Genomic DNA, 20,664 nt, shown 5'->3' on the forward strand with positions numbered 1-20,664 from the left:
CTTACTGCGGCACGCAGGTGGAAGGCGTGCAGTCGGCGGTGACGACGGACAATCTTTCCCGCTTTACCAAAATCGGCTTTTCGTAAGTCTTTCTCATCCGAAATCCCCCTGACTCAGACCACGTCAAATTCGTCGCCGGCGGCCTGTTTGTCAAGTGACGGTCAAAATTCCGGAAGGCGCCAGCCTCGCGCCAGGAGCAGACTTAACCGTATGACCACAGCCATGGCTGGCGGACCGGACACCCGATGCACGCCTTCGAGACAACCGCTTCGACAGCAGCCGGGCACATCCAAAAAAGCGTCCAGGCCCAAGCTTGGAACCTCCTGCCTCGTTGCGCGTTTCTCGGCGTCCCGTTCGCGGACCCGCCCGGATATTTCTCCAAGCGCGCGATAAAATCAGGAGCCCGCTTCATGCACGACAAGCTGTTTCATTCACCGGTCGCACTGTCCGTCGGCCTCGGCTTCAAGCGCGAGATCGCCTCGTTGGCCGGAATGCACGATTTTCTGACCGACTGGACGACCTCCCGCCGCGGCCCGCTTTACCGCAATGCGGTCAAGGCATGTGACCTCGCCATTCCGGGCTATGTGACCATCGAACAGGCACGCCGGGCGCTGCTCGATTTTGCGCAAGCCACCGGTATCCTGTGGCCGGACCTTGAGCCGGTCGAGGGCGTGCACGCCGTTGCGCGTGGTTATGGCGGTTACGCCGCCTGAGGATTGATGCCACCGTCCATCGGGTGGCAAAAGCCACACCAGCCACCAGAAAGCCCGGCTTGGTCCTCCCCAGCCGGGCTTCACTTTTCCAGCAACCCAGGAAACCGCCATCTTGCAACTGAGGCTGACGACGTTGCGCCTTCCGTGGCAATCAACTTGTCGAACGTGTGCGTCGCCGAGTTTGACCCGACCTACCTCAGCATGATGCGGGAGCCGCTTAGACGCGGCCCACCGATCATTTTTTCGCGGATCTACGCTGCTTCCGCCGCGACGTTCACGGCCGACTCCGCGAGCTGCGTCAGCGCTTCGTCGGTGGCTTTCTCTTCCTTCAGCGTCGCTTCAAGCAGCGTCACGGCCTCGTTCAGGCCGAGTTCGCCGGCCCAGGTCCTCAGCGTCCCATAGCGCGAGATCTCGTAGTGTTCGACCGCTTGCGCGGCAGCCAGCAGGCCGGCGTCGAGCGCGGGAGATCCCTTGTACTCCTCAATGATCTCGGCGCCTTCCTCGGTGATGCCCATGATGGCCGCACAGGTCTTGCCAGCCGGCTTCTTGCCGATGACACCAAAGACCTTCTCCAGCCTTGCGACATGTCCTTCGGTCTCGGTGCGGTGCTTTTCGAAGGCGGCTTTCAGGTCGGCACTTTGCGCGGCCTTGGCCATTTTCGGCAACGTCGCCAATATCTTCTTCTCGGCGAAATAGATGTCTTTCAGCGTGTCGTGAAACAGGTCGTCGAGCACTTTCTGCTTTGCCATTGTCATGTCCTTTGGTGCGTGAGCCCTCAGGTCGACAATCTCCCGTCCGGGGATTCGTTCCGCCCGGTTCGAACGGAAACCTTTATAAAATTCCTATTTCTTTCCACTGCGCCCCGTCTCGAACCTTTATGGCGATCGGGTCCATATTCCCCTTGAGCAAAACGCCGGACGCCGCCACCAATCGAAGTGGGGCGCGCCGTTTTCACGTAATTGCCAGCTTGCGAGCAGCAGGCGCGCCATAGAAAAGTGGAAGCAAGGAATAAACATAATGGACGTCATTGTTCTCGGGACCGGGGTTTTATTTTTTGCCCTGTTCTTCGCCTATGTCAAAGCCTGCGACAGAATTTGAGCTGAAGGATCGGACCATGCTTGTCGATTACATCCTCGGTGGTGGCGTGACGTTGTTCCTGCTCGCCTACCTGACCTACGCGCTCATTCGTCCAGAACGCTTCTGAAGGCACGGAAAGCCACAGCCATGACAACAAACGGTTGGATACAGATCCTGGTCTTTTGCGGGATCATCATTTTGCTGGTGAAGCCGCTCGGCGGCTACATGCACCGCGTCTTCAACGGCGACCGCACGCTGCTTTCGCCACTCTTCGGCCCGCTCGAGCGCGGGCTCTATCGCATTTGCGGAACCAGCGAGCGCGACGAACAGCACTGGACGACCTACGCGGTCGCTCTGCTGCTGTTCAACCTTGCCGGCTTCCTGGTGCTTTATATCCTGCAGCGCCTGCAGGGAAGCCTGCCCTACAATCCGGCCGGCATGACCGCGGTTGAACCAGGGCTGGCCTTCAACACCGCCGCCAGCTTCATGACCAACACCAACTGGCAGAATTATGGTGGCGAAAGTACGATGTCCTATCTCGTGCAGATGGCCGGCCTGACGGTGCAGAACTTCGTTTCGGCAGCCACCGGCATCGCCATCGCCATCGCGCTGATCCGCGGCTTTGCCCGGGCGTCGGGCAAGTCGATCGGTAATTTCTGGGTCGATATGACCCGTTCCACCCTCTATCTGCTGTTGCCGTTCTGCATCGTGCTGACGCTGGTCTATGTCTGGCTCGGCATGCCGCAGACGCTTGGCGCCTATGTCAACGCCACGACGCTCGAAGGCGCGCAGCAGACCATCGCCGTCGGCCCGGTCGCCTCGCAGGTGGCCATCAAGATGCTCGGCACCAATGGCGGCGGTTTCTTCAACGCCAATGCCGCGCACCCGTTCGAGAACCCCGACGCGATCTCCAACCTGATCCAGATGGTGTCGATCTTCGCCATCGGCGCCGCCTTGACCAACGTCTTCGGGCGCATGATCGGCAACCAGCGCCAGGGTTGGGCGATCCTGTCGGCCATGGGCGTCATGTTCATCGCCGGTGTCGCCATCTGCTACTGGGCGGAAGCTGCCGGCAACCCGCTGGTGCATGCGCTGGGCATCGACGGCGGCAACATGGAAGGCAAGGAGAGCCGCTTCGGCATCGCTCTGTCGGCATTGTTCGCCGTCATCACCACGGCCGCTTCCTGCGGCGCCGTCAACGCCATGCACGGCTCGTTCACCGCGCTCGGCGGCATGATCCCGATCATCAACATGCAGCTTGGCGAAGTCATCGTCGGCGGTGTCGGCGCCGGTCTCTACGGCATCCTGATGTACATCGTCGTTGCCGTCTTCGTCGCCGGCCTGATGGTTGGTCGCACGCCCGAATATCTCGGCAAGAAGATCGAGGCCAAGGAGGTCAAGATGGCGATGCTGGCCATCCTGTGCCTGCCGCTGGCGATGCTGATCTTCACGGCCATCGCGGTCGTGCTGCCGACCGGCGTGGCGTCGATGGGCAATGCCGGCCCGCACGGCTTCTCCGAGGTTCTCTATGCCTATACGTCGGGCGCTGCGAACAACGGCTCGGCCTTTGGCGGCCTCAGCGGCAACACGCCCTGGTACAACATCACCATCGGCATCGGCATGCTGATGGGCCGCTTCCTGGTCATCATCCCGGCGCTTGCCCTTGCCGGCTCGCTGGTGGCGAAGAAGACGGTTCCGGCTTCCGCCGGCACCTTCCCGACCGATGGCCCGCTGTTCGTCGGGCTGCTCGTCGGCGTCATCCTCATCGTCGGTGGTCTGACCTTCTTCCCTGCGCTCGCCGTCGGGCCGATCATCGAGCACCTGGCAATGATCCACGGGCAGACCTTCTGAGGCCGTCATGTCCTGGTTCAACACCATGCGTCGCAAGACCAGCGACAGGGGCGATCACGGGAAGGAGGAGAGACCTCCTCCTTTCCCGACCCTGTCGACGTTTCTCGGCCTTGCGGCAGTCATGCTCGTCCTCTGGTTGCTGGCCTACGGGCCGCCGCATTTCTTTTCGGCATCCGATCATCCGGTGCCGTCCAACAACACCGAAGCCGGAGCTTCAAAATGAGCCACTCGAAATCAGCTGTCATCATGGATGCCCGCATCTTGCTTCCCGCCATCGGCGGCGCCTTCCGCAAGCTCGACCCACGCACGCTGGCCAGGAACCCGGTGATGTTCGTCGTCGCTGTCGTGTCGTCGCTCACCACGGTGCTGTTCGTCAAGGACCTGGTCACCGGCGGCGGCAATCTCGGCTTCACGCTGCAGATCATCATCTGGCTGTGGTTCACCGTGCTGTTCGCCAACTTCGCCGAAGCGGTCGCCGAAGGCCGCGGCAAGGCGCAGGCGGATTCGCTGCGCAAGGCGCGCACCGAAACCCAGGCCAAGCTGTTGACCGGTGAAGACCGCACCAAATACAAACTCGTGCCCGGCACCAGCCTCAAGGTCGGCGATGCCGTGCTGGTCGAGGCCGGCGACATCATCCCGTCCGACGGCGAAGTGATCGAAGGCGTCGCTTCGGTCAACGAGGCGGCGATAACAGGCGAATCCGCGCCGGTCATCCGCGAATCCGGCGGCGATCGTTCGGCGGTCACCGGCGGCACGCAGGTGCTGTCCGACTGGATCCGCGTGCGCATCACGGCGGCTTCCGGCCACACCTTCCTCGACCGCATGATCTCGCTGGTCGAAGGCGCGGAGCGCCAGAAGACGCCGAACGAGATCGCGCTCAACATCCTGCTCGTCGGCATGACGCTGATCTTCGTTCTGGCCACCGCAACCATTCCGAGCTTCGCCTCCTATTCGGGCGGCTATATCTCGGTGACCGTGCTGGTCGCCCTGTTCGTGACCCTGATCCCGACCACCATCGGCGCGCTGCTGTCGGCCATCGGCATCGCCGGCATGGACCGCCTGGTGCGCTTCAACGTGCTGGCCATGTCGGGTCGCGCCGTCGAGGCCGCCGGCGACGTCGACACGCTGCTGCTCGACAAGACCGGCACGATCACGCTCGGCAACCGGCAGGCAACCGAGTTCCGCCCGGTCAAGGGCGTCACCGAACAGGAATTGGCTGACGCTGCGCAACTCGCCTCGCTCGCCGACGAAACGCCGGAAGGCCGTTCGATCGTCGTGCTGGCCAAGGAGAAATACGCCATCCGTGCCCGCGATATGGCGATGCTGCACGCCACCTTCGTGCCGTTCACCGCGCAGACCCGCATGAGCGGCGTCGACATCGACGGCTCCTCGGTGCGCAAGGGCGCGGTCGATTCCGTGCTCGCCCATGTCAGCCAGTCGACGGTCGCAGCCCACGCCACGCGGCCCGGCAGCGATACCGTCAGGGATCTCCAGGCGATCGCCGACGAGATCGCCAAATCGGGCGGCACACCGCTGGCGGTCGAGCGCGACGGGCGCCTGCTCGGCGTCGTCCACCTCAAGGACATCGTCAAGGGCGGCATCAGGGAGCGCTTCGCCGAACTGCGCAAGATGGGCATCCGCACGGTGATGATCACCGGCGACAACCCGATGACGGCGGCAGCCATTGCCGCGGAAGCCGGCGTCGACGACTTCCTCGCCCAAGCGACGCCCGAGGACAAGCTGAAGCTGATCCGCGACGAGCAGGCCAAGGGCAAGCTGGTCGCCATGTGCGGCGACGGCACCAACGATGCGCCAGCCCTTGCCCAGGCCGATGTCGGTGTCGCCATGAACACCGGCACGGTCGCCGCCCGCGAGGCCGGCAACATGGTCGACCTCGACAGCGATCCGACCAAGCTGATCGAGATCGTCGAGATCGGCAAGGCGCTGCTGATGACGCGCGGCTCGCTGACGACCTTCTCCATCGCCAACGACGTGGCCAAATATTTCGCCATCATCCCGGCGATGTTCGCGGCCTTCTACGTCGCGCCGGGGCAGACCACCGGCCCGTTGCAGGCACTCAACGTCATGCATCTGGCGACACCGCAGAGCGCCATTCTCTCAGCCATCATCTTCAACGCGCTGATCATCATCGCGCTGATCCCGCTGTCGCTGAAAGGCGTCAAATATCGCGCCATCGGCGCCGGTGCACTGCTCAGCCGCAACCTGCTCGTCTATGGCCTCGGCGGCATCATCGTCCCCTTCGTCGGCATCAAGGCGATCGACATGATAGTCATCGCGCTTGGCCTCGCTTAACTCTTTGTTTTAACGCAATTCCTGTGGGAAAACCGCTCCACACTTTTCCTGGAATTGCTCTGAGGAACACGTCCATGCTCACCCAGATAAGACCCGCGATCATCATGATCGTCTTCTTCACGGTGCTGACCGGCCTGATCTACCCGATCGGCATGACCGGCATCGCCCAGGCGCTGTTCCCGCGTCAGGCCAATGGCAGCCTGATCGAGAAGGACGGCAAGGTCATCGGCTCCGAGCTGATCGGCCAGGGCTTTGCCAGCGACCGTTATTTCCACGGTCGCCCCTCGGCTGCCGGCGACGGTTACAACGCCGCCGCCTCGAGCGGCAGCAACCTCGGCCCGACCAATCCCAAGCTGATCGACCGCATCAAGGGCGACGCCGAGAAGTTGAAAGCGGAAAACCCGAACCAGCCTGTTCCGATGGACCTGGTGACGACGTCCGGCAGCGGCCTCGATCCCGATATCAGTCCCGAAGCGGCCTACTTCCAGGTCGCCCGCGTGGCCAAGGCCAGGGGTATCGACGAAGCCAAGATCAAGGCGCTTGTCGACAGCCAGGTCGAGGGCAGGGAGCTCGGCTTCATGGGCGAGCCGGTGGTCAATGTGCTCGGTCTCAACCTTGCGCTGGACGCCGCGAAACAGTGAATGGTGCGGGCCGGGGATCGACAGTATCCCCGGCGCCATCCATGATCGATCCTGATGCCGGACGACAGAAGCAACGACACCAGACCTTCTCCCGACGCACTGCTTGATCATGCCGAGCGGGAGGCGCGAGGCCGTCTGCGGATATTCCTGGGTGCCGCCCCTGGCGTCGGCAAGACCTACGAAATGCTGATGTCGGGCCGCGCCAGGCTGGCCGACGGCGTGGATGTGGTGATCGGCGTCGTCGAGACGCATGGCCGCAAGGAGACACTGGCTCTGGTCGAGGGCTATGAGGTCATTCCCCGCCGCAAGGTCGACTACAAGGGGCGCATCCTCGACGAGATGGATATCGACGCCATCCTAGCCCGGCGCCCGGCACTGGTTCTCGTCGACGAGCTCGCCCACACCAATGCGCCTGGCAGCCGCCACCCCAAGCGCTTTCTCGACGTCCAGGAAATCCTGACGCAAGGCATCGACGTCTACACGACGCTCAACATCCAACATGTCGAAAGCCTGAACGATGTCGTCGCCCAGATCACCAAGGTCAGGGTGCGCGAGACGGTTCCCGATTCCATCATCGACCAGGCCGACGATGTCGAGATCATCGATCTCACCCCCGACGACCTGATCAAGCGGCTCGAAGAAGGCAAGGTCTATTTCCCCAACACCGCCCAGCGCGCGATCGAGAACTATTTCTCGCCGGGCAATCTGACGGCGCTCAGGGAGCTGGCGCTGCGCCGCACCGCGCAGCGCGTCGACGACCAGTTGCTGATCCATATGCAGGCCCACGCCATTCCCGGACCGTGGGCAGCCGGGGAAAGGGTTCTCGTCTGCCTCGACGCGCGCCCGGGAGGAGCGGCGCGCGTGCGCTATGCACGCAGGCTGGCCGACCGGCTGCGTGCTCCGTGGACGGCGCTGCACGTCGACAGCACCCGCTCGGCCAGCATGCCCGAGGAGGACAAGGACCGGCTGGCAACGAACCTGCGCCTTGCCCAACAGCTTGGTGCCGAGGTGACCACCATTCCGGGTCAGAATGTGGCGCAGGACATCGTGCGTTATGCGACGGCGAACAATTTCACCCATATCGTGGTCGGCAGGCCGACCCGGTCGCGCTGGCGCGAGTTGATCGAAGGCTCGCTCACCTATGATCTCATCCGCAATGCCGGCGACATCAGCGTTCATGTCATTTCGGGAAACGAACGTGGCACCGAGACGGCGTCGAGGAGCGTCAGGGCGGCGGACGAGCAGTGGCAGTTCGAAATCTGGCCTTATCTCAAGGCCACGGCCTTTGTCATGGGCTCGCTCGCCTTCGCCGTTCTTCTCGACCAGTTTCTCGACGTTCGCAATCTGGCGATCATCCTTCTCATCGGGGTGCTGGCGTCGGCGGTAACCGGTGGTCTCTGGCCGGCTCTGTATGCCTGTTTCGTCAGCGCCCTTGCCTTCAACTATTTCTTCCTGGAACCGCGCTACACGCTGACCATCCGGGATCCGGAGAGCATTGTTGCGCTCGGTGTCTTCCTGGTTGTCGCCGTCATTGCCAGCAATCTGACGGCGCGCGTGCAGCGCCAGGCGGTCGCCGCCCGTTCACGGGCGCGGGCCACGGAGGACATCTACCTTTTTTCAAAGAAGCTCGCCGGCGCCGGCACGCTCGACGACGTCCTCTGGGCCACCGCCTTCCAGATCGCCTCGATGCTGAAGCTGCGGGTGGTGCTGCTTTTGCCGGAAGACGGAACGATCACCGTCAAGGCCGGCTATCCGCCCGACGACACGCTGGCCGAAGCCGACATCGCCGCCGCCCGCTGGGCCTGGGAACACAACCGCGCCGCGGGTCGCGGCGCCGACACGCTTCCCGGCGCCAAGCGCCTCTATCTTCCCTTACGGACAGGGCGCACAGCAATCGGTGTCGTCGGCCTCGACAATGACAAGCAGGGGCCGCTGCTGACGCCCGAGCAGCAGCGCCTGCTCGATGCGCTGGCCGATCAGGCAGCTGTCGCCATCGAGCGTATCCAACTGGTCGCCGATGTCGATCGCGCCAAGCTCGCCGCCGAGGCGGACCGGCTGCGCTCGGCGCTACTTACCTCCATCTCGCATGATTTGAAGACGCCGCTCGCCGCCATCATGGGCGCGGCCGGCACGCTGAGGGAATTCGCACCGGCACTTCCCGAACAGGACCGGGCAGAGCTGCTGACGACCGTGCTCGATGAATCCGAGCGATTGAACCGCTTCATCGCCAATCTGCTGGACATGACCAAAATCGAGTCGGGCGCAATGGAGCCGAACTACGCCTTCCACTATGTCGGCGACATCGTCGGCTCTGCCCTGCAGCGGGCCAGGAAAATCATCGGCGAGCACAAGACCGAGACAGACATCCCCTCGGATTTGCCGATGCTGAAGGTCGATCCCGTCCTGTTCGAGCAGGCGCTGTTCAATCTCCTCGACAATGCGGCGAAATATGCACCAGCCGGCTCGACGATCCGCGTGCAGGGCTGGACCGACAATGGTTCCGTCATCCTGCAGATCATGGATGAAGGGCCGGGCATTCCCCCTGGCGATCTGGAGCGGATTTTCGATACGTTCTACCGGGTGCGCAAGCGCGATCAGGTCCGCGCCGGCACCGGGCTCGGCCTGTCGATCTGCCGCGGCTTCATCGAGGCGATGGGTGGCACGATCACGGCGGCAAACCGCACAGATCGTTCGGGCGCGGTGTTCACCATCAAGATGCCGAAGCCGACGAACCCGCCCAGTTTCGACGCCTCGAATACGGACGATGTGGGTGACTTGGCATGACAAACTCGAACGTCAGGATACTGGTCGTCGATGACGAGCCGCCGATCCGCAAGCTGCTGCGCGTCGGGCTCGGCAGCCAGGGTTACGCGATCAGCGAGGCGCCGAACGCCAGGGTGGCGATCGAGCTGATGGAGGCGGAGAAGCCGGACCTCGTCCTGCTCGACCTCGGCCTGCCCGGCATGAGCGGCCATGAGCTGTTGCGCAAATGGCGCGACGATGGCCTCGACATTCCGGTGGTCATCCTGTCCAGCCGTACCGACGAGGCCGGCATCGTCCAGGCCCTGGAACTCGGCGCCGACGACTATGTCACCAAGCCGTTCGGGATGAACGAACTGGTCGCACGCATCCGCGTGGCGCTGCGGCACAAGTTCCAGCAACAGGGCGAAAAACCGGTGTTCCACACCGGCGACCTGTCGGTCGATCTGGTCAAACGCATCGTCAAGGTCGAGGGCAAGGAGGTAAAGCTCTCGCCGAAGGAATATGACATCCTGCGCATCCTCGTGCAGTACGCCGGCAAGGTGCTGACCCACCATTTCCTTTTGAAGCAGGTCTGGGGCGATTCGACCGACGTGCAGTATCTCAGGGTCTATGTCCGGCAGCTCAGGCAGAAGATCGAGAAGAGCCCCGACCAGCCGCGTTATATCACCACCGAGACCGGCGTCGGCTATCGCCTGCGCGAGGTCGAGTGAGCGGGCTAATAGATCTTGGCACGGGCGTGAATACGATAAGCCTGGCGGGAGCAGCTCACCCGTCCGAAAATGATGCATGACGTATCTAAGAGGCCGCCACGCACGTCCGCAGGTGGGACGCCAATAGCTCAGATGCCGGCTTGCTTGGACTCCGCAGCGGACTCATCAAGTAGTAGGCGCCGCCAGGTATGATCGGCTGATTACGGAAGATCACCAACCGCTCCTCCCGGACGAGGTCACCGGTATTCGCAATCCATCCGAGCATCACTCCCATCCCCGCTAACGCAGCCTGGGTCGCTTGAACATGGTTGCCAAACGAGAGATCCCCTTGCCGGTCGTGCGGTAGACCGATCGCGTCGAAGTATTCGTCCCAGCCGGGAGAAAATTCCTCGTCGGTTTCAACGTGGAGCAGGGTCGCTTCCGCAAAATTTCCAGAGCCAACATGTTCAACGGCCTTTGGGCTGCAGACGGGGATCAGGCGCTCATCGAAAAGCCGTTCGCAGTTGCCATCTAGCCAGTCGCCGGCCCCATAACGAATCAACAGGTCGGCTTCGGGCGTAAACCGCGGGCTGCCGGATGTTGGTACAACTCGTACGACAATGTCAGGGTGCCGAGCGTAGAACGTCGCCAAGCGCGGCATTAGCCAATATGTGCCAGTACAGACAGTGCAAGCGATCGTAACGACGTTCTGTTCGTTTCGCTCCAAGGCTCTAATTTTTCCGATTGCGCTCTCGATCCGGTCCATTCCGTCCGAAACTGCGTGAAGCAGAACCCGGCCCGCGTCTGTCAACGCAGCAGGACGCATCCGTCGATCGAGCAGTTTCGTGCCGATATGGTCCTCGAGATTCCGAAGTGCTTGGCTGACGGCGGGCTGCGTGACATTCAACTCCGCCGCCGCGCTCTGGACGCCGCCTGCACGCACCACGGTTTCAAATGCCGTCAGAAGCCGGAGGGGAGGGAGATGTCGGCGCAATATCATAACCTCTCGCTTATGTCAGATTAGACTTTCAGCTCTTCCAAACGTAATCCGATAGCGCAATTGTTGCAACCAACGACAGCCGGCTGGCGGTCACAACATAAGCACACCTTAACCAGAGAGAGTTCATGAACGCCCATTCCCGCCGATCCGAACTGACTGCGGACGAAACGCAGTCGCTGCGGGTGGATCTTGCTGCGGCCTTTCGTCTGGCAGCTCAATTCGATTGGCATGAATCGGTGGGAAATCATTTCAGTGCCGCACTTTCCGCCGACGGGAAGAAATTCCTCATGAACCCTCGCTGGCGGCACTTCGGAGAGATTCGGGCGAGCGATCTCTTGGTTCTGAATGCGGATGACAGCGGGGTGATGGCTCGACCTGATGCTCCAGATCCCTCCGCGTGGACGATCCACGGCTCCGTCCACGGCAGGCGGCCGGAAGTCCGGGTCATGCTGCATTGCCATCCCCCATACACGACGGCGCTGGCCGGTCTCAAAGACCCCGGCATCAAGCCCATCGACCAAAATACGGCTCGTTTCTTTGGCCAGTTCGGTATCGATCTTGGGTTCGGCGGCATGGCTGACGATGCTGCCGAAGGGCAGCGCTTGGCGGCTGCTTTCGGCAGCAAGCGAGTCATCATCATGGGCAACCATGGTGTGACCGTCACGGGACGAACGGTCGCCGAGGCGTTTGAAGACCTGTATTTCGTCGAGCGCGCGGCCAAGATCCTCGTGCTCGCATATTCAACTGGCCAGCCGCTGAACGTCATGTCCGATGACCTTGCACAGAAGACGGCCGATGGCTGGCTTCCCTACAATGATCAGGCATTCGCGCACTTCGACTACCTCAAGCGGCAATTGGACAAAACCGACCCCTCGTATCGCGACTAGCCCAAGACTCGTGGCTCAAGGAGAGAACGTGCGTAATATTGAAGTTCTGTTTTTCGACGTCCTGGGGACGATGGTCGACTGGCGTGGCAGCATCACGGTCGAGGTGGGAGAGTTTTTGAAACGCCACGACCTTGGCCACATTGACCCTGCTGATTTTGCAGATGCATGGGTGGGACGCTACGACGCTTCAGTCGACCCGATTCGGACCGGCAAGCGATCATTCGTTTCGCTCGATCAGGTAAACAGAGAAAATCTCGTTGCCAGCTTCGAAGAATTTGGTTTGGCCCCGGCCTCAGTACCACCGGAAGAGCTTGAACACCTCAATCTGTCATGGCATCGCCTGAAGGCCTGGCCGGACCTGGCCGAAGGTCTTTCTCGCTTGAAGTCGCGTTTCATCGTTGCGCCATTGTCAGATGGACACGCCCGGCTTCTGGTGAACCTGTCAAAATACAACAATCTGCCATGGGATTTTATTGCCGGCGCCGATATGTCTCAAGCTTACAAGCCCATGCCGCAGGTCTACCTGCGGGCGTGCGAACTTCTCGAGGTTCAGCCGGGGAATGCCATGCTGGTAGCGGCGCATGACTACGACCTGGAAGCGGCCCGCCGTTGCGGATTGAAGACCGCCTACATTATTCGCGCCAATGCCGAAGATCCTTCCAGGGTGGGTAATCAGAGAGCTCAGGATGGCTGGGATTACAAAGCGAAGGATCTGCTGGAACTCGCCGACATGCTCCAATAGCCACGCAGTTGCTTTTAGCCGATAGCTTCCCGCGGCTGACCAAGGGGCATGGATACCCGCAAGGCCGCCAGGCAGCCGACAATGCCGAGCGGCACGAAGGCGAGAAACAGCCACGACGCGACATTCGCCGCCGCGTCATGGTCCAAACCTTGCGAAAAGCCGCTGGCATTGGCGACGATGCCGGCAAGTGCGGCACCCACGGCATAGCCGATGCGCTGCATGGTCGGCACCGCCGCCGAGGCGATGGTCTGCTCGCCCTCCGGCGCGGAGGCGACGATGACACGCGTCAGGAAGGGCCAGGCGATGCCGAAGCCGCCGCCCTGCAACAAGGCACACACCAGGATCAGCGGGATGGAGCCCAGCGGTATCGTATAGGCAAAGCCGGCGATGCCGGCCGCGATCATCACCGCGCCGCCGACGATGATCAGCCGCTCGCGCTGCGGCGGCGCGTTGGCGACGAGGATGGACAGGATCGACCAGGCGATCGATTCGGCGGCAATGATGTAGCCGGTGGTCAGCAGCGGAATGTCGTGCAGGCTGGTCAGCAGCAGCGGCCCGTAGACGCCGAAGGAACAGGTCGCCACCGAAAAGGCGGCAACCATGGTCATGCCGGCACCGACCGGCGTGCGCCATGAGAACAGCCGCGCCGGGAACAGCCGAGAGGGCGGCTTCAGGGCATCGATGGTGAAGAACAGCACCAGGCCGACGAGGCCGAGGGCCATCAGCAGCGAGGAGCGCAGCAAGGCGATGTCGACGCCGGCCGAGGCGATCAGCACCACGGCGACGGCAAGGCAGCCAAGGGCCGCGAACGGGAAGGGCGGCGCCTTGCCTGTGCTCGTCCTGGGTTTCGTTGCCTGCGGCGTGTTGAGCACGATGAAGCTTGCCAACGCCATGGCGGTGCCGCCGAAGGTGAAGATGCCGAAGGCCCAGCGCCATGACAACAACTCGGTCATGATCGCGCCGAGCAACGGTCCACTGAAGGCGGCTACGCCCCAGATTGCCGACATGATGCCGAAAAGCTGCGGCCAGATGGCGCGCGAGAACAGCCGCTCGACCGAGACGAAGGCCAGCGACACCAGCGCGCCGCCGCCAAGCCCCTCGATCAGGCGGCCGGCGAGGAACAGCTGCATGGAAGGAGAGGTGGCGCAGATCAGCGCTCCGGCTGCGTAAAGCAGCGCGGCGACCACCATGTTGGTGCGCAGGGGGACATAGCTCACCAGCCGTCCGGCCGCCGCGCCGGCAACGATGGCGCCAAGTTCATAGATCGCCAGCGACCAGCCGACGAGCTGCACGCCGGCCAGTTCGCCGACCATGGCCGGCATCACTGTTGCCACCATCGTTTCGTTGGTGGCGTGCAGCAGGATGCCGAGGCTGATGAAGCAGAAGCGCGCCAGGTCGCCGCTTGCCCACAATGCGCGCCAGTCGACCCTGTTTGTGCTGATTTCGGTCATTTCCACCCCTGCCTTGCATATCTCGACGCCAGCGCAGGACGCCAGAAGCCAGCACGGGTTTCCGGCAGGACCATGTGCATCGACGGCGCCGGATTGCGCGCCGCATCAAGGCGTTGTTGCGTTCGGGGCAGGCTTGTAAAACCTCAACCGCGATTGAGCTCAAGCGAATTTTTCGGGATTTTTGCGGTCCGGTGGTGCGATCAGTTCTCGGTGCTGCGCAACTGGAACTGGCTGACGCCGATCGCGAGATTCATACCAGTCTGCGTCTGCAGGCTGAGTGGCTGCAAGGTGAAGGCCTGCGAGGAGCCGCCGACCAGCAGATTGGCGCCGGCGCCGACGGCGGCCGTCACCTCCGCGCTGGCGCCGATGTAGTCTCCGGCCAGCGCGCCCGGCGCATAGATGTTCTTCAGCGGCGTCAGCACGATCCACTGCATGACCGTCTGCTTCGTCGTGCCGATATCGAGGCCGTATTTGTTGACGGCGCCGAAATAGGCTTCCGGTGCGAAGCTCTTGTCGGCGGGGTTGAAGGTGCAGCTCAGATCCTTGCTCGAGCCGAAGATGAAGCCGGTGCCGCCGCCGATGGCGCAATCGAGCGTGCCGAGCTCTATGCCTTGGTCCTGCGCCTGCGCCGCCCCGGCAAACACAGTGGCGATCACGGCAGCGGCAAAGGCTGTCTTCGGCATGACGGTCCCCTCAAACATAAAACAAACGGCGCGGAACCATCCTATCTGGTTCCGCGCCGCAGGGTGAGGGGGCATGGAGCGCATGGCTCCATGCATTTACTTGAACGAGTGGATGAGCTGGAGCGAGGTCACAGCCACGGCAAGGTTGACACCGGTCTGCGCCTGGACGCTGAGCGGCTCCAGCATGAAGGCGCTGTCCAGGCCGCCAACCAGCAGGTTGGCGCCGCCGCCGGTCACGACGCTCGCCTCGGCGTTGACGCCGTAATAGCTGCCGGCGAGATCGCCCCCGTCACTACCGCGGGTCGCGGCCAGCACGGCCCAGACCAGCTGGCCCTGATGTGTCTGGCCGACATCGAGGCCGATCTTGGAGATGACGCCCGTGTAGCTCTCCGACGGTCCGTGATGGTGGGGGCGGAAGGTGCAGGACACGCCCTTGTTGGAGGCGACGATGTAGGCGGTGCCACCGTCAATGGTGCAGTCGAGCGTGCCGAGCTGCAGCTTGCCGGCGCTGGCCGGGGCAACAGCGAAGACCGTCGTGGCGAGGGCAGCGGCGCAGGCGAGTTTCTTGATCATGGGAGGGTCCTTTCGCAAATTGCCTGGAATAACGGCTGGAGTGGCCAGACCGTTCCACCGAAAACTTGGCGCGAACAAGGCGCGGGTCGGCACCTTGCTGCCGGGGTTAACGCGGGGTTGCCGGATGGGCGGGTTTGCGGCGTCGGGCGCACAGAGGGCAGTGCTGTGATTTGCGCCTAAGATCCACCGCTGACGCGGGCGAGGCCATCCTTGGCCGGCTGGTAGGTCGGATCAAGGTGCACGGCTTCGCGGTAGGATTTCCCCGCCTTGACCTTGTCGCCGCGGCGCTCGTAGATCAGCGCCTGATTGGCCCAGGCCTCGGCGTTCTTGCCGTCGAGCTTGATCGCCATGTTGAAGTCGGCAAAGGCGTTGTCTTCGTCGTTCGTGGCCAGATAGGAAAGGCCGCGGCCGTTGTAGGGCTCGGCGGCGTCCGGCGCCAGCGAGATGGCGGTCGAGAAATCCTCGATGGCGAACTTGTGCTGGCCCTGGCTCTGATAGATCAGGCCGCGATTGTGGTAGGCGCGCGCGTCGGTCGTGTCGAGCTGGATCGCCTTCTGGAAGTCGTTGAAGGCGTCCTGTGTGCGACCCGCCTTGCGGTAGAGATTGCCGCGGCCGATATAGGCGGCGTCATAATTGCCGTTGATCTGGATCGAACGGTTGTAGTCCTCGAGCGCGGCCGTCTGATTGCCGAGGAAGCGCTGGATGAGCGCGCGGTTCGAATAGGCCTGGAAGAAATTCGGGTTGAGCTGGATGGCTTGGTTGAAGTCCTTGAGCGCCGCCTGGTACTGGCCGCCACGGCCATAGGCCGAGCCGCGCACATTGTAGCCTTCGGGATCCTGGGGATTGCGCTGGATGACCGCCGACAGCGAGGAGATGTTCTCGCTCGACCCTTGCGCCTTGTCGATGTTGTTGAATTCACCGGTCGGGCCGGCCGTTTGGCAACCGGCAAGTGCCAGTCCGGAGAGCAGAGCCGCTGTCAGGGCGAAACCACGCAATGCGGTCCCGCGCTCCACGCTTGTTGCGTTCATGTCTGCCCTGTCCTCACTTCAAGCCGCGTCGCTCGGGTCCGGTTCCCCCCTCCGGGCCGGGTCACAATCAAAACAAAAAGGTGGCGGCGATTCCGCATCGCGCCACCTCTGATATCCTTCGAAAAGGACGAAAAATTGGCGTTAGAACCGCGGCGGACGCGGAGCGCCACCTGGACCACCGGCAGCGCCAGCAGCAACCGGGCGCGGCGTCATCGGCAGCAGGCCTTCGCGCTGGGCGCGCTTGCGGGCCAGCTTGCGGGCGCGGCGGACGGCTTCAGCCTTCTCACGGGCGCGCTTTTCGGACGGCTTCTCGTAGTGACCGCGCATCTTCATTTCGCGGAAAATGCCTTCGCGCTGCATCTTCTTCTTGAGAGCGCGAAGCGCCTGATCAACGTTATTGTCGCGGACGAGTACCTGCACGGGCAATCCTGTCTTTCGGGTTTGATATCAACAGGCAAGCGGCCATAGCCACTAGCCTCCGCGGCGGTTTACACCACGAATTGGGGCGGCTGATAGCAGAATCATGCCGCGCTGTCCACAGTCGAAATGCACTTGGAGGGCCAAACCGCAGTCGGTTTGCCTGGAGATCAAGGGGCCGACTAGGCCGTGGCGAGGTGAAGCCGCTCGAAATCCTCGAAGAACTCGCCGTAGTCGCAGGTGATCTCCTCGCCCGCGGCGATGTCGCGGGTCGCGGTGGCTCCGCCATACTGTGAAAAATCCGTGTTTGGATTGCCGGCATGGTTCATGAAGCGCCCATTGTCGACTTCATAGACCATGAAGCCCGGCCGGTCCGGGCTTGGATAGGCATAGCGGTCGAGCAGTTCCCTGAGATGCGAGGGTGCTGCCTCGTATTTGGCCATCGGGATCAGCCGGTCGAAATCGGGATCGAGCCGCCAGATCGAAGCGCCTTTCCTGATCGGCTCGGCGGCGAACACGCCAACGCCCTCGATCGCGCTCGCAGCCACATAGGTTCTGATCAGCATCATGTTTGCAGGACCGGTTTTGGCAAGAAGACCCGTTTCGACAGGAAACGGCATCGCCAAATCGCGGCGAAAAAGCAAGACCGGCCGTCTGCCTTGCGGCTATGAACATGCATCTTGGCCGCGAAAAATCCATCACGTCCGGTTGATCGACACGCCGCCATCGGCCAGCAGCGCCGTTCCTGTGGTGAAGCTCGAGGCGTCGGAGGCAGATAGAGCGCCGAGCGGGCGATCTCCTCGGGCACAGCGACGCGCTTCAATGCATGCAAACCTTCGACGAAAGCCCGTGATTCCGGAGTCTTGAAGGTTGCAGCCGGCGTGTCGGTGCCACCGGGCAGCAGCGCGTTGACCCGAACGCCTTTCGGGCCGTATTCGACGGCAAGCACCTGCGTCAGCCCGATCAGGCCTGCCTTGCTCGCGGCATAGCTGGTCATGCCCGGCATGCCGATGGTGTGGCCGACGAAGGTGGAGGTGAAGATCAGCGAACCGCCGCCGCGCTCGATCATCGCCGGCACCTGGTATTTCGCACCGAGAAAGGCGCTGGTGAGGTTGGTGTCGAGCGTCTCGCGCCAGCCTTCCAGCGACAGCTCTGAAATCGAGCCCATCTGGCCGACGGCGCCGGCATTGTTGAAGGCGATGTCAAGTCCACCGAACTTTTCGACCGCCAGATCGACAAGGGCCTTTGCATAGGCTTCGTCGCGGACATCGCCGGCAAGCGCGACCGCCGTGCCGTCGGCGTCCGCGATTTCGGCGACAAGCGCATCGAGCTCGGCCTGGCGACGGGCGGCGACGATGACCTTGGCGCCTTCCTCGGCAAAGAGTTTTGCGGTGGCGCGGCCGATGCCGGAGCTGGCGCCGGTGACGATGGCGACCTTGTTGGTGAGTGCGAACATTTTCTGCATCCTTTGCTTCGCGCCAGCTCTGCCGGCAATTGGATGCTTGGTCGCAAATGGGGCGGGTCAGAGCCACCCGATACCTGCGAAGACCGCGTCGCCCTGAGCTATTGCCTCAGCAGCCAACCGAGCCGATCGAGCGAGAATGCGTAGCTGATGACGATGAGCAGGGCGACGATGATGCCCGTAATCGTGTAACCGGCGACATAGAATCCGGCAGCACCGCCGAACAAGATGACCAGTTCGAGCACCAACCGCACCGCACCGGGCACAGGCATCGGTGCGCGGCCCGACCGGCTTGGGTCGTTGAGTACCGCGAAGGTTCCCCACAGCACAGCGGCAATGAGCGGCAAGGCCAGGGCGAGAACCCAGCGCCACCATCCGTCGGAGAGGCTCCAGCCCGCGATGCCGAGGCCAAGCAAGGCGGCAAGCTCCAGCAGGAAGCGCAACGTCATATTCCACCACGCGTTACCCATATTCGTCCTCCCGAGTCTCGCGGCAGGCAGTGTGACTGAACGCAGCCATGGCAGCCAGATCGCATGCGTCTTTTTCGTCGCGGCGCAAAACGGCAAGCGCCGTCGCAAACAGCGCAAGGGTGGAAGCCCGGTTTCGCTAGTGATACACCTCGCGCGCCGGGACCGAATGAATGCCCGGCCGCTATTTGCGAGGCCAGGACGTTGAAGAAATATTCGGTATTCGCCATCGCCCGCGAGGCCATGCGCGGCCACAAGGGCTGGGAGGAACAATGGTCCTCGCCTGAGCCGAAGAAGGAATACGACGTCATCATCGTCGGCGCCGGCGGCCATGGCCTGGCCACCGCCTATTACCTTGCCACGGTGCACGGCATCACCAATGTCGCGGTGCTGGAAAAGGGCTGGCTCGGCGGCGGCAACACCGGCCGCAACACCACCATCATCCGTTCCAACTATCTCTATGACGAGAGTGCCGGCATCTACGACCATGCGCTGAAGCTGTGGGATGGGCTCAGCCAGGAACTCAACTACAACGTCATGTATTCGGCGCGCGGCGTCATGATGCTCGCCCACAATGTGCACGACGTCCAGGTGCTGAAGCGCCACGTGCACGCCAACCGCCTGAACGGCATCGACAATGAATGGCTGTCGCCGGAGCAGGCGAAGGAATTCTGCCCGCCGCTCAACACCTCCAAGGACGCGCGCTATCCGGTGGTCGGCGCTGCCTTGCAGCGCCGAGGCGGTACGGCGCGCCATGATGCGGTTGCCTGGGGCTATGCGCGCGGCGCCTCGGCGCGCGGCGTGCATATCATCCAGAATTGCGAGGTCACCGGCGTCAAGCGGGCGGCCAATGGCGCGGTCATGGGCGTCGACACGACGCGCGGCTTCATCGGCGCCAAGAAGGTCGGCGTCGTTGCCGCCGGCCATTCCTCGGTCATCATGAACATGGCCGGCGTGCGCATGCCGCTGGAGAGCTATCCGCTGCAGGCGCTGGTGTCGGAGCCGGTCAAGCCGGTGGTGCCCTGCGTGGTCATGTCGAACACGGTGCACGCCTACATCTCGCAGTCCGACAAGGGCGAGCTGGTGATCGGCGCCGGCACCGACCAGTATGTCTCCTATTCGCAGACCGGCGGCCTGCACATATTGCAGCACACGCTCGACGCCATCTGCGAGATGTTCCCGATCTTCACGCGCATGAAGATGCTGCGCTCGTGGGGCGGCATCGTCGACGTCACGCCCGACCGTTCGCCGATCCTGGCCAAGACGCCGGTGCCCGGCCTCTATGTCAATTGCGGCTGGGGAACGGGTGGCTTCAAGGCGACGCCGGGCTCGGGCCATGTCTTTGCCCACACCATCGCCAAGGATGATCCGCATCCGATCAACGCGCCTTTCACCATCGAGCGCTTCCGCACCGGCCGCCTGATCGACGAGGCGGCGGCGGCGGCGGTGGCGCACTGATGATGGCGCAGATGGCTGTGGCGATGCCGCTGATGCTGGCGGGGGAACAAGTGCTGGCGGGGGAACGGGGCATGTTCCATTTTCCGTCGGCGGACGAAGTGCGCACGCAGCCGATCAGCCGTGCCGGGGACGAGGCCAACTGGCCGTTTTCGGTTGACGAAGGCACGCTGGCTTGCGTCTGGAGCGGCGGTCAGAGGGTGGTCATATTCCTTGAGAAAAGGCCTTCCGATTTCGGCGAGGACGAGACATTCCAGCCACGTCAAGTCATCGTCACCACCGATCCGATGCAGCTGACCCTCGGCAACATGGCGTATCGCGACCTGTTTCGCCCAGCCGCAAGCGTGGAGGAGCGCATCCGGCTCGTCGCGCCGTTCGCGACGTTGGGACAGAAGCTTTGCGATCAACCGGCGGGCGCCCGCGTCGGCCACGGCGAATTGTAGGAACGAACC

The 20,664-nt window shown here is 62.9% G+C and carries 21 protein-coding genes and 1 pseudogene; 12 read left to right on the forward strand and 10 right to left on the reverse strand.

Features of this window, described 5'->3' with window-relative positions; genetic code table 11:
* The first annotated feature begins 410 nt into the window (after window positions 1-410).
* The gene (locus FCU66_RS08405) at window positions 411-713 is read left to right on the forward strand and encodes a DUF982 domain-containing protein (RefSeq protein ID WP_136618585.1); all 303 of its coding nucleotides are present in this window, start codon (window positions 411-413) and stop codon (window positions 711-713) included.
* Between the two features lie 251 nt (window positions 714-964).
* Here the strand turns inward: FCU66_RS08405 and FCU66_RS08410 are convergent, their stop codons facing one another.
* Entirely contained in the window at window positions 965-1,462 is a 498-nt protein-coding gene (locus FCU66_RS08410) for a YciE/YciF ferroxidase family protein (protein WP_168991905.1), read from the reverse strand.
* Between the two features lie 365 nt (window positions 1,463-1,827).
* Here FCU66_RS08410 and kdpF point away from each other — a divergent pair, with 365 nt between their 5' ends.
* The 7 genes from kdpF to FCU66_RS08445 all read left to right on the forward strand — a co-directional run bounded on the left by kdpF (window position 1,828) and on the right by FCU66_RS08445 (window position 10,068).
* Window positions 1,828-1,917 (forward strand): K(+)-transporting ATPase subunit F, encoded by a 90-nt coding sequence (kdpF, locus tag FCU66_RS08415; protein WP_015315765.1) that lies wholly within the window; start codon window positions 1,828-1,830, stop codon window positions 1,915-1,917.
* Window positions 1,918-1,937: 20 nt separating this feature from the next.
* Complete coding sequence (kdpA, locus tag FCU66_RS08420; RefSeq protein ID WP_136618587.1) at window positions 1,938-3,641, forward strand: potassium-transporting ATPase subunit KdpA; 1,704 nt, start codon at window positions 1,938-1,940, stop codon at window positions 3,639-3,641.
* A gap of 7 nt (window positions 3,642-3,648) precedes the next feature.
* Window positions 3,649-3,864: a hypothetical protein gene (locus FCU66_RS08425; protein ID WP_136618588.1), complete on the forward strand. Its 216-nt coding sequence runs from the start codon at window positions 3,649-3,651 to the stop codon at window positions 3,862-3,864.
* Window positions 3,861-5,954 (forward strand): potassium-transporting ATPase subunit KdpB, encoded by a 2,094-nt coding sequence (gene kdpB / locus FCU66_RS08430; RefSeq protein ID WP_136618589.1) that lies wholly within the window; start codon window positions 3,861-3,863, stop codon window positions 5,952-5,954. Before FCU66_RS08425 ends, kdpB begins: the two co-directional genes overlap by 4 nt.
* Before the next feature lie 74 nt (window positions 5,955-6,028).
* Window positions 6,029-6,595 carry a potassium-transporting ATPase subunit KdpC gene (kdpC, locus tag FCU66_RS08435; RefSeq protein ID WP_136618590.1) on the forward strand — a complete coding sequence of 189 codons (567 nt, stop codon included), beginning with the start codon at window positions 6,029-6,031 and terminating at the stop codon, window positions 6,593-6,595.
* A gap of 54 nt (window positions 6,596-6,649) precedes the next feature.
* Complete coding sequence (locus FCU66_RS08440; RefSeq protein ID WP_136625402.1) at window positions 6,650-9,379, forward strand: sensor histidine kinase; 2,730 nt, start codon at window positions 6,650-6,652, stop codon at window positions 9,377-9,379.
* Complete coding sequence (locus FCU66_RS08445; RefSeq protein WP_136616643.1) at window positions 9,376-10,068, forward strand: response regulator transcription factor; 693 nt, start codon at window positions 9,376-9,378, stop codon at window positions 10,066-10,068. Before FCU66_RS08440 ends, FCU66_RS08445 begins: the two co-directional genes overlap by 4 nt.
* 85 nt (window positions 10,069-10,153) lie before the next feature.
* Here FCU66_RS08445 and FCU66_RS08450 read toward each other — a convergent pair whose 3' ends face one another.
* Window positions 10,154-11,041: a LysR substrate-binding domain-containing protein gene (locus FCU66_RS08450; protein WP_168991763.1), complete on the reverse strand. Its 888-nt coding sequence runs from the start codon at window positions 11,039-11,041 to the stop codon at window positions 10,154-10,156.
* Between the two features lie 131 nt (window positions 11,042-11,172).
* Between FCU66_RS08450 and FCU66_RS08455 the strand changes: the two genes are divergently transcribed.
* Together FCU66_RS08455 and FCU66_RS08460 are read left to right on the forward strand one after the other, a co-directional pair.
* On the forward strand, window positions 11,173-11,934 hold the full coding sequence (locus tag FCU66_RS08455; RefSeq protein WP_136616645.1) for a class II aldolase/adducin family protein: 762 nt from the start codon (window positions 11,173-11,175) through the stop codon (window positions 11,932-11,934).
* Window positions 11,935-11,962: 28 nt separating this feature from the next.
* On the forward strand, window positions 11,963-12,676 hold the full coding sequence (locus tag FCU66_RS08460) for a haloacid dehalogenase type II (protein WP_206077106.1): 714 nt from the start codon (window positions 11,963-11,965) through the stop codon (window positions 12,674-12,676).
* Between the two features lie 14 nt (window positions 12,677-12,690).
* On the opposite strand, the gene FCU66_RS08465 is transcribed toward FCU66_RS08460, so the two are convergent.
* The 8 genes and pseudogenes from FCU66_RS08465 to FCU66_RS08500 form a co-directional block, all read right to left on the reverse strand.
* Complete coding sequence (locus FCU66_RS08465; RefSeq protein WP_136616646.1) at window positions 12,691-14,127, reverse strand: MFS transporter; 1,437 nt, start codon at window positions 14,125-14,127, stop codon at window positions 12,691-12,693.
* A gap of 200 nt (window positions 14,128-14,327) precedes the next feature.
* Window positions 14,328-14,810 carry a DUF992 domain-containing protein gene (locus FCU66_RS08470; RefSeq protein WP_136616647.1) on the reverse strand — a complete coding sequence of 161 codons (483 nt, stop codon included), beginning with the start codon at window positions 14,808-14,810 and terminating at the stop codon, window positions 14,328-14,330.
* Window positions 14,811-14,906: 96 nt separating this feature from the next.
* A complete protein-coding gene (locus tag FCU66_RS08475; protein WP_136616648.1) occupies window positions 14,907-15,383 on the reverse strand; it encodes a DUF992 domain-containing protein in 477 nt (158 codons plus the stop codon).
* 176 nt (window positions 15,384-15,559) lie between these two features.
* Window positions 15,560-16,411 carry a tetratricopeptide repeat protein gene (locus tag FCU66_RS08480; protein WP_136616649.1) on the reverse strand — a complete coding sequence of 284 codons (852 nt, stop codon included), beginning with the start codon at window positions 16,409-16,411 and terminating at the stop codon, window positions 15,560-15,562.
* A 141-nt stretch (window positions 16,412-16,552) separates the two neighbouring features.
* Window positions 16,553-16,831 (reverse strand): 30S ribosomal protein S21, encoded by a 279-nt coding sequence (gene rpsU / locus FCU66_RS08485; protein ID WP_023671138.1) that lies wholly within the window; start codon window positions 16,829-16,831, stop codon window positions 16,553-16,555.
* A gap of 179 nt (window positions 16,832-17,010) precedes the next feature.
* Entirely contained in the window at window positions 17,011-17,397 is a 387-nt protein-coding gene (locus FCU66_RS08490; protein WP_136616650.1) for an SET domain-containing protein, read from the reverse strand.
* 129 nt (window positions 17,398-17,526) lie between these two features.
* Window positions 17,527-18,284 (reverse strand): annotated as a pseudogene (locus FCU66_RS08495) (SDR family oxidoreductase).
* A gap of 107 nt (window positions 18,285-18,391) precedes the next feature.
* On the reverse strand, window positions 18,392-18,760 hold the full coding sequence (locus FCU66_RS08500) for a DUF2568 domain-containing protein (RefSeq protein WP_136616651.1): 369 nt from the start codon (window positions 18,758-18,760) through the stop codon (window positions 18,392-18,394).
* A 201-nt stretch (window positions 18,761-18,961) separates the two neighbouring features.
* Between FCU66_RS08500 and FCU66_RS08505 the strand changes: the two genes are divergently transcribed.
* Together FCU66_RS08505 and FCU66_RS08510 are read left to right on the forward strand one after the other, a co-directional pair.
* Entirely contained in the window at window positions 18,962-20,215 is a 1,254-nt protein-coding gene (locus FCU66_RS08505) for a sarcosine oxidase subunit beta (protein WP_136616652.1), read from the forward strand.
* Window positions 20,215-20,655 (forward strand): hypothetical protein, encoded by a 441-nt coding sequence (locus FCU66_RS08510; protein ID WP_136616653.1) that lies wholly within the window; start codon window positions 20,215-20,217, stop codon window positions 20,653-20,655. Before FCU66_RS08505 ends, FCU66_RS08510 begins: the two co-directional genes overlap by 1 nt.
* Window positions 20,656-20,664: the final 9 nt, after the last annotated feature.

The organism is Mesorhizobium norvegicum, assembly GCF_004919685.1.
In the GTDB taxonomy this organism is placed as follows: Bacteria; Pseudomonadota; Alphaproteobacteria; order Rhizobiales; family Rhizobiaceae; genus Mesorhizobium; species Mesorhizobium norvegicum.